We start from the raw sequence: 11,306 nt of genomic DNA, 5'->3' as shown, positions 1-11,306 counted from the left end.
CTACGCCATCATGCGGAGGGCATGCCCCTACCGCGGAGAGAACCATGAACCCGGCAAGGATGTGGAGAGTCTTGACCGCAGGCCCGGAATTAGAGAACAACCAGGGTCAAGAACGACCAAGCTCAGGGTGAGCATAATAGGTCCGCTTTCGGGTGCATAGCGTCCGACCCGCTCCTTGGCGGGCCACATTGAGCCGGACTGTCTTGCCGTGATTCAAGCCCTTATCGCCTTGGTCCAGCTCGCATCCATCCGCTATGGCTGGCTGCGCGTAGTGGGTCTACGCTCTAGACCATCCCTTCACGGTCCGCGCGCTTCTTCTTTTTCGAGCGCTGCCAGACCACGCCGGGATATCCCTTCAGCGGCACCAGCGGCTCGCCGGTATAGGCCCATTCCTGCAATTCCTCGATCGCGATGTGATAGAGCGGCTGCCGCCCGGTGCGGCCCGAAAACAGCGCGCGGGGGATGTTGACCATGTGCGGCGAGCGCGGGCGTTCATAGACGACGGGCGTGCCGCAGTGTGAGCAAAAACTGCGCACGGTCTTGGTGGCCTCGTCTTCGTACCGTGTGAGACTGGCCTCGCCCTTGGTAATACGAAAGCGCTTGCGCCAGCTTCCAACATAGGTCGCGTAGGCCGCGCCATGCGCGCGGCGGCTCGACGGCGAATGATCGTGCCAGGCCCAGCGCGCGGGCACGTCGATCTCGAAGGCGACCTTGCCGCACAGGCATTGGCCCGCTGCGGGCTTGCCGAGCAATATGGCCTTGGATTTCTTTTTCTCTGGTTCCAGTTCTGGAAACATTTGGGCTCCGTCCTCACACTCCGTCATTGCGAGGAGCGAAGCGACGAAACAATCCAGACTTTCTTTGCGGCACGATGGATTGCTTCGCTTCGCTCGCAATGACGGTAGCCTTGTAGCCCGGATGGAGCGAAGCGAAATCCGGGGCTGGACTCACCAGGCACCACCCGCGCTCCCGGATTTCGCTTCGCTCCATCCGGGCTACGATCTCCTCACGCCTGCTCCAGCTCGTTGTGCTCCGGATAATCCGTATAGCCTGTCACATCGCCGCCGTAGAATGTCGCGCGGTTATAAGGCGTCAGCGGGAAGCCGCGCTGCAGCCGGCGCGGCAGGTCCGGATTCGAAATGAAGATGCGGCCGAAAGCGACCGCATCGGCATGGCCATCCCGGATCGCAGCATCGGCAGCCTCACCGGTGAAGCCGCCGGCCGTGATCAGCACGCCCTTCCAGATCGGGCGGAACAGCACCATTGCCGACGGCACGTTCTGGTGGTTGACCTCGGCGCGGCCGGCGCCGGAGGAGCGCGGCTCGATGAAATGCAGGTAGGCGAGGCCAAGCGGATTGAGCTGCTCGACGGCGTGCGTATAGAGCGGCATCGGATCCGGCTCGCCGCTGCCGTTGGCGACACCATAGGGCGACAGCCGCACGCCGACGCGGTCGGCTCCCCAAACATCGACCACGGCCTGCGTCACTTCCATCAGGAAGCGCACGCGGTTTGGAATCGAGCCACCATATTGGTCGGTGCGCAGGTTGGTGTGCGACTGCAGGAACTGCTCGATCAGATAGCCGTTGGCGCCGTGCACCTCGACACCGTCGAAGCCGGCGGCAAGCGCATTCTTCGCGGCCTGACGATAGGCGTCGACCACGCCGGGAATTTCCAACGTTTCGAGCGCGCGCGGCGTCTCGTAGGGCACTGCCTTGCCGTCGGCCGTGCCGGTCTTCAGATCGGCGATCGGCACCGCCGACGGCGCGACCGGCAACACGCCGCCCGGCTGGAACGAGGAATGCGAGACACGCCCGACATGCCAGAGTTGCAGGAAGATGATTCCGCCCTTGGCATGGACCGCATCGACTACCTCGCGCCAGCCCGCGATCTGCACTTCCGTATAGATGCCGGGAACGCCGGGGCTGCCGAAGCCCGTCGCCATCACGGGCGAGGCCTCGGCGATGAGCAATCCGCCCGGCGTCGCGCGCTGCGCATAATAGTCCGCATTCAGCGGCCGCGGCGCGAGGCTCGGCTTCGCCGCTCGCATCCGCGTCAGCGGCGCCAACGCGAGACGATGATTGAGCTGATAGGGGCCGAGCTTGAGCGGCGAAAACAACGATGGATAATTCATGTCTCTTCCAGAACCCCGTGTTGATACGGATATGTAACCGCTTCAGCTTCTTCGTAAAAGGTTTCGGACGCAACGTGTAGCCTCGACGCGAGCGAGCACATCTTCCATGCAAAAACCGAACGGCAAGCAGCTTCCTTCGCTCAGTGTCCGCATCGATATCGACGCAGCGGGGCGTATCGGCCCCGGCAAGATCCAGTTGCTCGAAACGATCCATCGAAGCGGTTCGATTTCCGCCGCCGGACGCGCTATGGACATGTCCTACAAGCGCGCCTGGGATCTGGTCGACGAGATCAACCGCATCTGCCGTCAGGCCGCCGTGGAACGGCAGACCGGCGGCAAGAATGGCGGCGGCGCGGTGCTGACGCCGTTTGGCCTCTCGCTGGTCGCGCGCTATCGCAAGATCGAACGTACCGCGGCAACCGCGGCGCGCAAAGAATTGCAGGCCTTGGGCAACGAGATCGGGCGGCCAAGGAAAGCCGCCAGCCGACAAGAAGCGCGATAACAGGACGGCGGCCGAAGCCGCCGCCATCGCATGCACCGATCTGAAGCGTCTCAGGCCGTCTTGATCCAGACCGCCTTGACGTTGAGATATTCCTCGACGTGCTGCTTGCCGGACTCGCGGCCGTACCCGCTCATCTTGTAGCCGCCGAACGGTACGGCCGGGTCCATCGCCTGATAGCAGTTGACCCAGACCGAGCCGGCGCGCAGCGCCTTCGCGACTTGATGCGCCTTGCTGACATTGGTGGTCCAGACGCCGCTGCCCAATCCGAACGTGGTGGCATTGGCGCGCTTGATCAGTTCGTCGATATCCTTGAAGGAAATCGCCGAGATCACCGGGCCGAAGATTTCCTCCTGCGCGATCCGCATATTGTCCTGCACATTGGCGAACACGGTCGGCTGCACGAAGAAGCCCTTCGAGAGCGCGCCTTCGGTCAGGCGGCCGCCGCCGGCCACCGCTTTGGCACCTTCCTTCTGACCGATGTCGAGGTAACCAGCGACGCGGTCCATCTGCTGCTGCGAGACCAATGGCCCGATCTGGGTGCCCGGATCGAGGCCGTTGCCGACCTGCAGCTTCTTGCCGAACTCGGCGACGCGGCCGACGAACTCGTCATAGACGTTCTCTTCAACGAACAGCCGCGTCCCCGCGCTGCAGATCTGCCCGGAATTGGCGAACACCGCCATTGCGGCGCCCGGCACCGCCGCGTCGAGGTCGGCATCGGCGAACACGATATCGGGCGACTTGCCACCGAGTTCGAGCGACACGCGCTTGAGGTTGCCGGCGGAGGCGCGGATGATCGATTGCCCCGTGACGTGCGAGCCGGTGAAGGCGACCTTGTCGACGTCGGGGTGCGACGCTAGCGCCGCGCCGGCGGTCTCGCCATAGCCGGGCACGACGTTGACGACGCCGGGCGGGACGCCGGCTTCCATGCAGAGCTCGGCGAGCCGCAGCGAGGTCAGCGGCGCTTCCTCGGCGGGCTTCAACACGACGGTGCAGCCGGTCGCGATTGCGGGACCGATCTTCCAGACGGTCGCAGCGAGCGGGCCGTTCCAGGGGATGATCGCCCCGACCACCCCGACCGGCTCCTTCAACGTGTAAGAGAAGATATCGCCCGGCAACGAGTTCTCGATGGTCTCGCCGTGCAGCGCCGTCGCCTGCCCGGCGTAATAGCGGAGCATGCCGAGCACGCGCAGCTTGTTGCCGCGGGTGCGGCTGATCGGCGCGCCCATGTCCATCGTATCGAGCTGCGACAGCTCCTCGAAATTCTTCTCGACGAGATCGGCGAGTTTCAGCAACAGGCCTTGCCGCTCATACGGCTTGACCTTGCTCCACGGTCCCTCGAAGGCACGGCGGGCCGCCGCGACGGCGCGGTTGATGTCCTCCGCGTCACCCTCGGCGACGGTCGCGAGCAATTCGCCGGTCGCCGGATTGTGGGTCTCGAACTGCTTGCCGGAGGCGGCATCGACCCACTGGCCGTCGATCAGCATCCTCTTGTAGGAACCATCCGCGTAAGGATGGCGCGTGATCGGAATTGCCTGCGTGACAGCCATGTTTGCACTCCCTTGAAGTCGGTTGGTCGCGCTATGTTTGCACATCCATAACGGTGGCATGAACCGTAATGCGGCCGAAGGATTGCGGAAAGCAGCCGATGCGAAAACCTCCCATGCCCGTTCGTACATGGTAATCTAAGGCGCCTGCCTGCGAATACATACCTCATCTGTCCGGAGAATGACGATGCCCCATCCTGCGATGTCGCCAAATCATGTTGCCGTGATCACCGGGGGCGCCTCCGGCATCGGGTTCGCCGCCGCGATGCGTTTCGCCGGCTTCGGCATGAAGGTGTGCATCGCCGACATCGGCGCCGAGCGCCTCGCCGAGGCCGCGACCAGACTGGCAGGCGTCGCAAGAGGCGGCGCGGCCGATATTATGACGGCATCGGTCGACGTCAGCCGTTTCGATGAGGTTGCGGGCCTGGAAACCGCGGTGCAAAAGCGGTTCGGCGGTACCGACATCCTGATGAACAATGCCGGCATTGGCCCCGACAGCAACAGCTTCGGTCCGCTGGAAAACTGGCAGCGCATTCTTGCGGTGAACCTGTGGGGCATCATTCACGGCACGCTGGTTTTCGTGCCTTACATGGTCGAACGCGGACGGCCCGGCCTCGTGATCAACACGGGCTCCAAGCAAGGCATCACAACGCCGCCCGGCAATCCCGGCTATAACGTCTCGAAGGCCGGCGTCAAAGCACAGACGGAGGCGCTGCAGCATGAATTGCGGAACCTGCCGGGCTGCAAGATCAGCGCACATCTGATGATCCCCGGCCACGTCTTCACCCCGCTGACCGCACGCGGCCGAACCGAGAAGCCGCCCGGCGCCTGGACGCCGGAGCAGACCGTCGACTTTATGATCGAACGCATCGACGCCGGCGACTTCTACATCCTCTGTCCGGACAACGACGTGCCGCGGCAACTCGACGAGCGGCGCATGTTGTGGGCGATTGGCGACATCGTAGAGAACCGCCCCGCACTGTCGCGCTGGCATCCGGATTATGCCGAGGCGTTTGCCAGGTTTGTGAAGGGATACTAAGCGTCGCGCTGCTGCCGGCTCAACAAAGGTGCGTTCCCTCCCCCCTTGCGGGGTCCGAGGCGAGCGAAGCTCGCTCTCGAGGTTAGGGAGAGGGGTGGCGGCAACGGCGTGTGCGCGGCTTACCCCTCTCCCCAGCCCTCCCCCGCAAGGGGGGAGGGAGCCCACCGTCTATGCGGCGACAGTGCGGATAAGAAGTCCCGCAGCCGCAGAGTCCTACAGCGTCACCTGCTTGTCGCCGCATTGCTTGCAGGCATATTTGACGCGGGTCGCGCCCTTCTCGGCCTGGACGCGGTTCGGCGCGCCGCATTTGCCGCAGACCGCCTCGATCCTGGTCTGTCCTTGCTTCACGACGATGCTCTTCTTTTCCATCGTCTCGCGGATCAGGCGCTCGGCCTCCTCACGCATCGCTTGCTTCGACATTGGCCTGCCCCGTCATGAACTCGCTACGGCGGCGGTCTTATCACAGTCACAATGCGTTTCGTACGTCGCGCGTGAAAAATCTCGTGACTGATCACGTTGCCTCCGGCGTCAGCGCCAGCAGGCGCCGCAGCAGGGCCAGCGCGGTTTCAGTGGCTGGATCGGCCGAAATTACGGGAACTGCTAGTGTGATGACGTCGATCGGATCGTGCGATAGCACGATGAGGTGCGTCGCGCTGTTGGCCGCCAGCAGCGACACCACGCGTTCGACGGCCGGATCGGACGATGTCAGGCCCCACGGCGCATCGGGCCGGCGCAGCACTCGCCGGGTCGAGAGAAAATCGCGCAGCAAGGGCGGATCGTAGGCCGAAAGTTCGCTCTCCCGATAACGCCGGGCACTCTCGAAGATCGGATGACGCGCGAGTTCCGCGATCAGCGCGTCGCGCGTTCTGGCCGGCGAGGCCGCGACGGAATTGAGAACACCGGGGACTTGTGATTCGAAGTGGGCGCGCAGTGCATCCACCATCAGCCCGATGGTAAGAACACCCGCGATGGCAATGGCGCAAAACCGCGTGACCTGCGCCGCATCGGCGTCCGGCGCGACGAACGCGGCGGCAATACCGAGAAGCGCCGAACTCGACAACCGCAAGGCCGTCATCATCAGCGCCTGACGCTGCGTCTCCGCGCCGTGTTCCGCTATCAGTATCGCGGTAACGACGAGCAGCGCCCCCAATGCCCCGAGCCTGACCGGAATATCCGGAAACAGCACCCTGAAATCGGTTACGATGAAGGGAATGACCAAGATGGCGCCGACGGCGAGACGTCCGACGATGCGATTCTCGGACGCCATCAGCATCCCTCGGTCGCGGGTTGCCAGCAGCCAGGCGCAGATTGCAAAGCCACCGAGCTGGAACAGCACGAGCAGGATGGCGACGGGCATCGCGAGGGTTTCCAGCCCAGCAGCGCCGGCGAAACCGAGCGCGATGCCGCCGCTCAAAAGCGCGATCTTGGCCGCGCGCGGGGCATGGCGCCGCAGGATACCTTCGGTGACGAGCAATGCGCCGAGCGGGATCATCGCGGCCGGAATTGCCGAGAGGTTATTCAGTACCACGCTGCCGCTCCACCACGCCGTGCCCCGCACCAGGAACAGTGACGCGATAATGCCAAGCGCCACCAGAAGACGCCGCGTCAACGGGCCCTTGGGATCGCGCCGGTGCAGCGTGATCATGGCGACGCTAAGCCCGATCGCGCCGCAGAGATTGACGATGGAATCGGCGATCATGCCAGATGTCATTTCACCTGGTGTCATCGGCCGTTCCCTCGCCACGGCCGCAAGCTGCCGAACGAACGCGTATCGTCGAACCAGTAAAGCACCGGCAATATCAGCCGCTGTAACGCCAGCACGGCGGAGGCCGCAAGCAGCGCCGGCAACGAACCGGCCGGCACATCGCGCTGGATGTAGCGGCGGGCGCCGGCGAGATCGATGCGGCCGAGCTGCAGGACATCGTCGCCCCTGGCGTAGTCGAGCTCGCGCGCACACCAGGCGTTATATTGTTCGTCGCGATGTTTGGGCGCGGATTCGAATGTCTTCTTCAGCGCGTCCGATCCGCCAGTATAGGCATTGGTAATGACAAACCGGGCCTCATCGAAGCCGGCTTCCTCACCCACGCCGAACACCGCGCGATGACGGGACATGATGCCGCGCGCCAGTTGCAGATGCGCAAAGCTCTGGCGTGAGTCCGGATGGGGCGACGGGAAGACGTCCGAGAAGGTCTGGCTGACCATGCCGACGACCGACGGCACCTGGGTAACGTTCGAGATCCATTTTGGACGCAGGCCGTCGCGGGCAAACAGAACGAGCGCCGTCAGGCCATACAGCACCCAGGAGAGCCCCTGCCCTCGCTCATCGGGATCGATCATGACGAGGCCGAGATGGGTGACCTCCACCGGATCGCCGTCGAGCTCGACCTTCATGACTGAGAGCGCGTTGAACGCAATCGGCCGCCCCGTCGCTTCCTCTGAGATCAGCGTGACGATGGCGCGCGATAGCCGCTCGCGCTCACCGGAGAAGATGCCGTAGGTGAGGCTCTCCTTCGGCAGTGTCTTGGCGGCCACGACGCGCAGTTGCGAGACCAGCTCGTCGAGTTCGGCTTCGGAAAGCGACAGGCCGGGTGCTTCGACGATTCGCGTGACCAACCCGGCATGTGTGCGCAGGGTGAGATCGATGGTGGGCTGGCGCAGCGCCTTCAGCCAAAAGAGACCATAGCCGCCCAGACGCCCGGCCGCGGAGCGGACCTGCCCCAAGAAATGACGAATTGCCGAATTGTCGCTCCAGACAGACGCCATGCCGCTTTCCCGCTCGGAGGCGGATTTGTGCGCCGGGCCCGTTAAGGAGCCACGAGCGCGACATGTTGCGATTGCCGCAGGGTAAACAATGTGTTGGTGCGGTCAAACATTCCGAAGGGACAGGCAAACGGCGGATGCTGAAACATCCGCCGCCCGCCTTCGCCAGCGCCGCGTCACAGGCAACGCGGCCTTGGAAATCTTGCCCTGAAAACTAGGCAGCTTTGGTAACTTCCATCAGCAGCCGCTCGGCCTTGGCGTCCTCGATGCGGTTCACCAGCCGGCTGCTCTCATGCACGTCACGCACGGTCTTGGTCAGGGTGACGCAGGACTGAATCAGCATCACGATGCCCATCGCGAGGTATCCCTTGATCCAGAGATCAACCGGCAGAAAGTAGACGCCGATGGCGACCAGGAAGGCCGAGGCGCCGAACGAGGCGTAGGTGAAGGTAACCCAGGCGTTGCTGTGATGCTGGATATTCTGATTCATGGCGCCATCCTGCTGACGAGGGATTTCGATCAAAGACCGTTCGGACGGGCTGGCTTTTCGCTACTTATTTTTTCCGCTACCGCGTCCGTTCCCAGGTTTCTGCGCCCGCGCCAGTTAATGAGCGGTGACCAGAGCAGCTTTAGGTTGCGGAAGGGTAAACGGTGCATTGAGCGGCGGCATCAAATGATTCATGACAGCGAACGATGGACGCCGAGGGAGGATTTCTAGTTGCGATAATTGGGCGAAAGCAATGAGCACGCCTCCATGGGAAGTGCGCCGACGATTGCGCACTCCGAGGACGGGCCGCAGCAATACGAACACGAGTGCTCTTCGCAGCGAAGTTGGATGCCCACGGCCGTCATCATTTTCTAGAGGATCCTCAGGAGGCACAGATATTCCCTTTCAATTTTGGTTTGCGTGGTGGCGTGAAGGCGAAAGCGGAAAAGCGAACGGCGGATGCCGAAGCACCCGCCGCCCGCCCTCGCCAGCACCGCGTCACAGGTTACGCGGCCTTGGAAATCAAGCAGCCTTGAAAACTAGGCAGCCTTGGAAACTTCCATCAGCAGCCGCTCAGCCTTGGCGTCCTCGATACGGTTCACCAGCTTGCCGCTCTCGTGCATGTCGCGCACGGTCTTGGTCAGGGTGACGCACGACTGCACCAGCATGACGATGCCCATCGCGAGATAGCCCTTGATCCAGAGATCGAGCGGCAGGAAGAACACGCCGACGGCGACCATGAAGGCCGAGGCGGCAAACGAAACATAGGTGAAGGTAACCCAGGCACCGCTGTGGGGTTGGACGTTCTGGTTCATGATAATCTCCTGTTGATATGGGTTATCGATCAAGTTCAGTTTCAGGCAGCTTGCGTGCGTTTGGCGTTCAGCCGCGCGAGCACGTCGTCCGCGGTTGATTTCAGGCGTGGCCCAAAGCCCTGTTCGGCCAGCTTCTCGGCGGTCGCCTGCGGTCCGGTGGCCGCATCGAGTTCGATCAAGGCGTCGGCAGCGGCCTGGGCTTCGATCTGCCGTTCGCGCAAGCGCTTCAGCGTGTTCTCCGCTTCCGGCAGCGTGGATTCGTAAGGGCGCGCGGCTTCGATACCGCCACGGCGCAGCGCACGAACCGCCTCGGATGCACGGGCGATGCGACGGCCGCGATCGAGTTCGGTGATCCGCGCCTCAGCGCTGGCGACCTGGCGCTTCATGCGGGTGATCTCGGAGGCAAACAGCGTCCGCGCGGTCATAGCGGCATCACGGTCGGCCTCGAGATTGGCGATCGCCTGCGCCGCCTCGCGAGCGAGATCCTCCCTGCCGCCATCGAGCGCGGCGGTGGCGCGGACTTCGAGATCGGCGATCCGGGCATTGGTAGCGTCGAGACGGCGACCCTCCTGCTGGTCGCCCGCGATCGCCAGCGCCAGCGAGCGCTTGGAACGTTCGACGGCGGCCGCCGCATCGCGCATCTGCTGATCGAGAATGAGCAGCGCCGCGCGGTCTTCCAGTTCTTCACCCGCGACAGCCACGCTGCCCCGGAAAAGCGTCAAAACAGTTTTGAACATCCGTAGCTCCCTGTGTTATGAGCATTGCTCACGAGATGGTTGTAGCAGTGCCTTGAGCATTGCTCAACAATTATTTTGAGCAGCGCTCAAGATTGGTGGAAGATGTCTAAAGCACTGGAAAGACGAGCCAAACTTCGGGAATTTCTGATCGAAGCGGCGGAGCGACGGATTGCCGCAGGCGGTCTGGCGGGCCTGAAAACACGCGATCTGGCGCGGGACATCAACATCGCCAACGGCGCGGTTTATAACCTCGTCGAAGACGTGGACGAATTGATCCTGCGGGTCGGATCGCGGACGCTGGGGCGGTTGGACGCCACACTTACGGCCGCCGAAGCCGATGGCTCCGCCTCGCCTCGCGAGACGCTGGTCCGCATCGCAGTCGCCTATTGCGATTTCGCCGCCGAAAATCTCGAGCTGTGGCGTGCGCTGTTCGAGCACCGCATGGCACCGGGCAAGCCGGTGCCGGAATGGGCCATCAGCGAGCAGATGAATCTGTTCCGCCACATCTACCAGCCGCTTGCCACGCTGTTTCCAGAACGAACGCCGGCCGAACTGGGCGTGACTGCCCGCAGTCTTTTCTCGGCCGTGCATGGCATGGTGCTGCTCGGCCTCGAGCAGAAGCTGATCTCGGTGCCGGTGGAGGCGTTGCGGAAGGAGATCGCGATCATCGTCGGCGCGATGGTCGATGGGCTGACACCTCCGGTCGTCCCGGGCAAGCGAAGCGCGACCCGGGATCCATAACCGCCGATGTCAGATCTCTGGTGCGACGGGGCCGCAGCTCTGTCCATCGCCAGCAGCGGTGGCTATGGGTCCCGGCTCAAGGCCGGGACGACTTTGGGAGTTATGCCCGGCGAAACGTGGCAGACAGCTACGTCTCGATGATGACGTAGCTGTCCTCGACATGCACCGGAAACGTCTCGGCCACGTATGGCCCCTTCTGCAATTCCTCGCCGCTCTCGACCGCGACCGGATACGAGCGCACCTTCACCCGTTTCGGATCGAACCAGGATTGCCCATTTCGTATGTCGAATTCCCAGCCGTGCCATGGGCAGCGCAAGAGCTCGCCGACGCGGGAGCGCTGGTAGACGCCGGGCTCCGGCGAGGTCAGCCGCGCCACGCAGGCGGCCTTCTCCAGCGGCGCGCCCTCATGCGGGCAGCGATTGAGCAGCGCGAAGAATTCTCCGTTGACATGGAAGACGACGACGTCGCGGCCCTCGACGCCGAACACCTTGTTGCTGCCGGGCGGGATGTCTGAGGTGCGGGCGATGATGTGACGGGCCATGTGATCCTG

Annotated in this window: 14 protein-coding genes; 4 read left to right on the top strand and 10 right to left on the bottom strand. The window is 63.5% G+C overall.

Annotation, left to right across the window (positions count from 1 at the left end; genetic code table 11):
* Nucleotides 1-284 precede the first annotated feature (284 nt).
* The gene (locus IVA95_RS01510) at nt 285-797 is read right to left on the bottom strand and encodes a GFA family protein (protein ID WP_247508887.1); all 513 of its coding nucleotides are present in this window, start codon (nt 795-797) and stop codon (nt 285-287) included.
* Between the two features lie 209 nt (nt 798-1,006).
* Nucleotides 1,007-2,131: an alkene reductase gene (locus tag IVA95_RS01505; RefSeq protein ID WP_247508886.1), complete on the bottom strand. Its 1,125-nt coding sequence runs from the start codon at nt 2,129-2,131 to the stop codon at nt 1,007-1,009.
* Nucleotides 2,132-2,237: 106 nt separating this feature from the next.
* Here IVA95_RS01505 and IVA95_RS01500 point away from each other — a divergent pair, with 106 nt between their 5' ends.
* On the top strand, nt 2,238-2,633 hold the full coding sequence (locus IVA95_RS01500) for a winged helix-turn-helix domain-containing protein (RefSeq protein ID WP_247508885.1): 396 nt from the start codon (nt 2,238-2,240) through the stop codon (nt 2,631-2,633).
* 50 nt (nt 2,634-2,683) lie between these two features.
* Here IVA95_RS01500 and IVA95_RS01495 read toward each other — a convergent pair whose 3' ends face one another.
* Complete coding sequence (locus IVA95_RS01495; protein WP_247508884.1) at nt 2,684-4,180, bottom strand: aldehyde dehydrogenase family protein; 1,497 nt, start codon at nt 4,178-4,180, stop codon at nt 2,684-2,686.
* A 184-nt stretch (nt 4,181-4,364) separates the two neighbouring features.
* Here IVA95_RS01495 and IVA95_RS01490 point away from each other — a divergent pair, with 184 nt between their 5' ends.
* The gene (locus IVA95_RS01490) at nt 4,365-5,216 is read left to right on the top strand and encodes an SDR family NAD(P)-dependent oxidoreductase (RefSeq protein ID WP_247508883.1); all 852 of its coding nucleotides are present in this window, start codon (nt 4,365-4,367) and stop codon (nt 5,214-5,216) included.
* A 213-nt stretch (nt 5,217-5,429) separates the two neighbouring features.
* Here IVA95_RS01490 and IVA95_RS01485 read toward each other — a convergent pair whose 3' ends face one another.
* From IVA95_RS01485 to IVA95_RS01470, 4 genes are all read right to left on the bottom strand, one after another.
* Nucleotides 5,430-5,636 carry a hypothetical protein gene (locus tag IVA95_RS01485; protein WP_247508882.1) on the bottom strand — a complete coding sequence of 69 codons (207 nt, stop codon included), beginning with the start codon at nt 5,634-5,636 and terminating at the stop codon, nt 5,430-5,432.
* Nucleotides 5,637-5,727: 91 nt separating this feature from the next.
* Nucleotides 5,728-6,927: a hypothetical protein gene (locus tag IVA95_RS01480; protein ID WP_247508889.1), complete on the bottom strand. Its 1,200-nt coding sequence runs from the start codon at nt 6,925-6,927 to the stop codon at nt 5,728-5,730.
* 11 nt (nt 6,928-6,938) lie between these two features.
* Nucleotides 6,939-7,979 carry a hypothetical protein gene (locus IVA95_RS01475; protein WP_247508881.1) on the bottom strand — a complete coding sequence of 347 codons (1,041 nt, stop codon included), beginning with the start codon at nt 7,977-7,979 and terminating at the stop codon, nt 6,939-6,941.
* A 211-nt stretch (nt 7,980-8,190) separates the two neighbouring features.
* Nucleotides 8,191-8,466 carry a YiaA/YiaB family inner membrane protein gene (locus tag IVA95_RS01470; protein WP_213247879.1) on the bottom strand — a complete coding sequence of 92 codons (276 nt, stop codon included), beginning with the start codon at nt 8,464-8,466 and terminating at the stop codon, nt 8,191-8,193.
* Nucleotides 8,467-8,789: 323 nt separating this feature from the next.
* On the opposite strand from IVA95_RS01470, the gene IVA95_RS01465 reads away from it, so the two are divergent.
* Nucleotides 8,790-8,999 (top strand): hypothetical protein, encoded by a 210-nt coding sequence (locus tag IVA95_RS01465; RefSeq protein ID WP_247508880.1) that lies wholly within the window; start codon nt 8,790-8,792, stop codon nt 8,997-8,999.
* A gap of 3 nt (nt 9,000-9,002) precedes the next feature.
* On the opposite strand, the gene IVA95_RS01460 is transcribed toward IVA95_RS01465, so the two are convergent.
* Nucleotides 9,003-9,278, bottom strand: coding sequence for a YiaA/YiaB family inner membrane protein (locus IVA95_RS01460; RefSeq protein ID WP_057841492.1), 276 nt, complete (start codon nt 9,276-9,278; stop codon nt 9,003-9,005).
* A gap of 41 nt (nt 9,279-9,319) precedes the next feature.
* Nucleotides 9,320-10,015, bottom strand: a complete 696-nt coding sequence (locus IVA95_RS01455) for a PspA/IM30 family protein (RefSeq protein WP_247508879.1) — start codon at nt 10,013-10,015, stop codon at nt 9,320-9,322.
* A 102-nt stretch (nt 10,016-10,117) separates the two neighbouring features.
* Here IVA95_RS01455 and IVA95_RS01450 point away from each other — a divergent pair, with 102 nt between their 5' ends.
* Nucleotides 10,118-10,756 (top strand): TetR-like C-terminal domain-containing protein, encoded by a 639-nt coding sequence (locus IVA95_RS01450; protein ID WP_247508878.1) that lies wholly within the window; start codon nt 10,118-10,120, stop codon nt 10,754-10,756.
* A gap of 127 nt (nt 10,757-10,883) precedes the next feature.
* Here the strand turns inward: IVA95_RS01450 and IVA95_RS01445 are convergent, their stop codons facing one another.
* Nucleotides 10,884-11,297: a Rieske (2Fe-2S) protein gene (locus IVA95_RS01445; protein WP_247508877.1), complete on the bottom strand. Its 414-nt coding sequence runs from the start codon at nt 11,295-11,297 to the stop codon at nt 10,884-10,886.
* Between the last annotated feature and the right edge of the window lie 9 nt (nt 11,298-11,306).

It is taken from the genome of Bradyrhizobium sp. 157, from assembly GCF_023073815.1.
Taxonomy (GTDB): Bacteria; Pseudomonadota; Alphaproteobacteria; order Rhizobiales; family Xanthobacteraceae; genus Bradyrhizobium.
This window is presented reverse-complemented; position numbering and strand designations above follow the sequence as displayed.

Coding starts and splice junctions, on each gene's coding strand:
- IVA95_RS01510 (WP_247508887.1), bottom strand. CDS start 797: ATGTTTCCAGAACTGGAACCAGAGAAAAAGAAATCCAAGGCCATATTG.
- IVA95_RS01505 (WP_247508886.1), bottom strand. CDS start 2,131: ATGAATTATCCATCGTTGTTTTCGCCGCTCAAGCTCGGCCCCTATCAG.
- IVA95_RS01500 (WP_247508885.1), top strand. CDS start 2,238: ATGCAAAAACCGAACGGCAAGCAGCTTCCTTCGCTCAGTGTCCGCATC.
- IVA95_RS01495 (WP_247508884.1), bottom strand. CDS start 4,180: ATGGCTGTCACGCAGGCAATTCCGATCACGCGCCATCCTTACGCGGAT.
- IVA95_RS01490 (WP_247508883.1), top strand. CDS start 4,365: ATGCCCCATCCTGCGATGTCGCCAAATCATGTTGCCGTGATCACCGGG.
- IVA95_RS01485 (WP_247508882.1), bottom strand. CDS start 5,636: ATGTCGAAGCAAGCGATGCGTGAGGAGGCCGAGCGCCTGATCCGCGAG.
- IVA95_RS01480 (WP_247508889.1), bottom strand. CDS start 6,927: ATGACATCTGGCATGATCGCCGATTCCATCGTCAATCTCTGCGGCGCG.
- IVA95_RS01475 (WP_247508881.1), bottom strand. CDS start 7,979: ATGGCGTCTGTCTGGAGCGACAATTCGGCAATTCGTCATTTCTTGGGG.
- IVA95_RS01470 (WP_213247879.1), bottom strand. CDS start 8,466: ATGAATCAGAATATCCAGCATCACAGCAACGCCTGGGTTACCTTCACC.
- IVA95_RS01460 (WP_057841492.1), bottom strand. CDS start 9,278: ATGAACCAGAACGTCCAACCCCACAGCGGTGCCTGGGTTACCTTCACC.
- IVA95_RS01455 (WP_247508879.1), bottom strand. CDS start 10,015: ATGTTCAAAACTGTTTTGACGCTTTTCCGGGGCAGCGTGGCTGTCGCG.
- IVA95_RS01450 (WP_247508878.1), top strand. CDS start 10,118: ATGTCTAAAGCACTGGAAAGACGAGCCAAACTTCGGGAATTTCTGATC.
- IVA95_RS01445 (WP_247508877.1), bottom strand. CDS start 11,297: ATGGCCCGTCACATCATCGCCCGCACCTCAGACATCCCGCCCGGCAGC.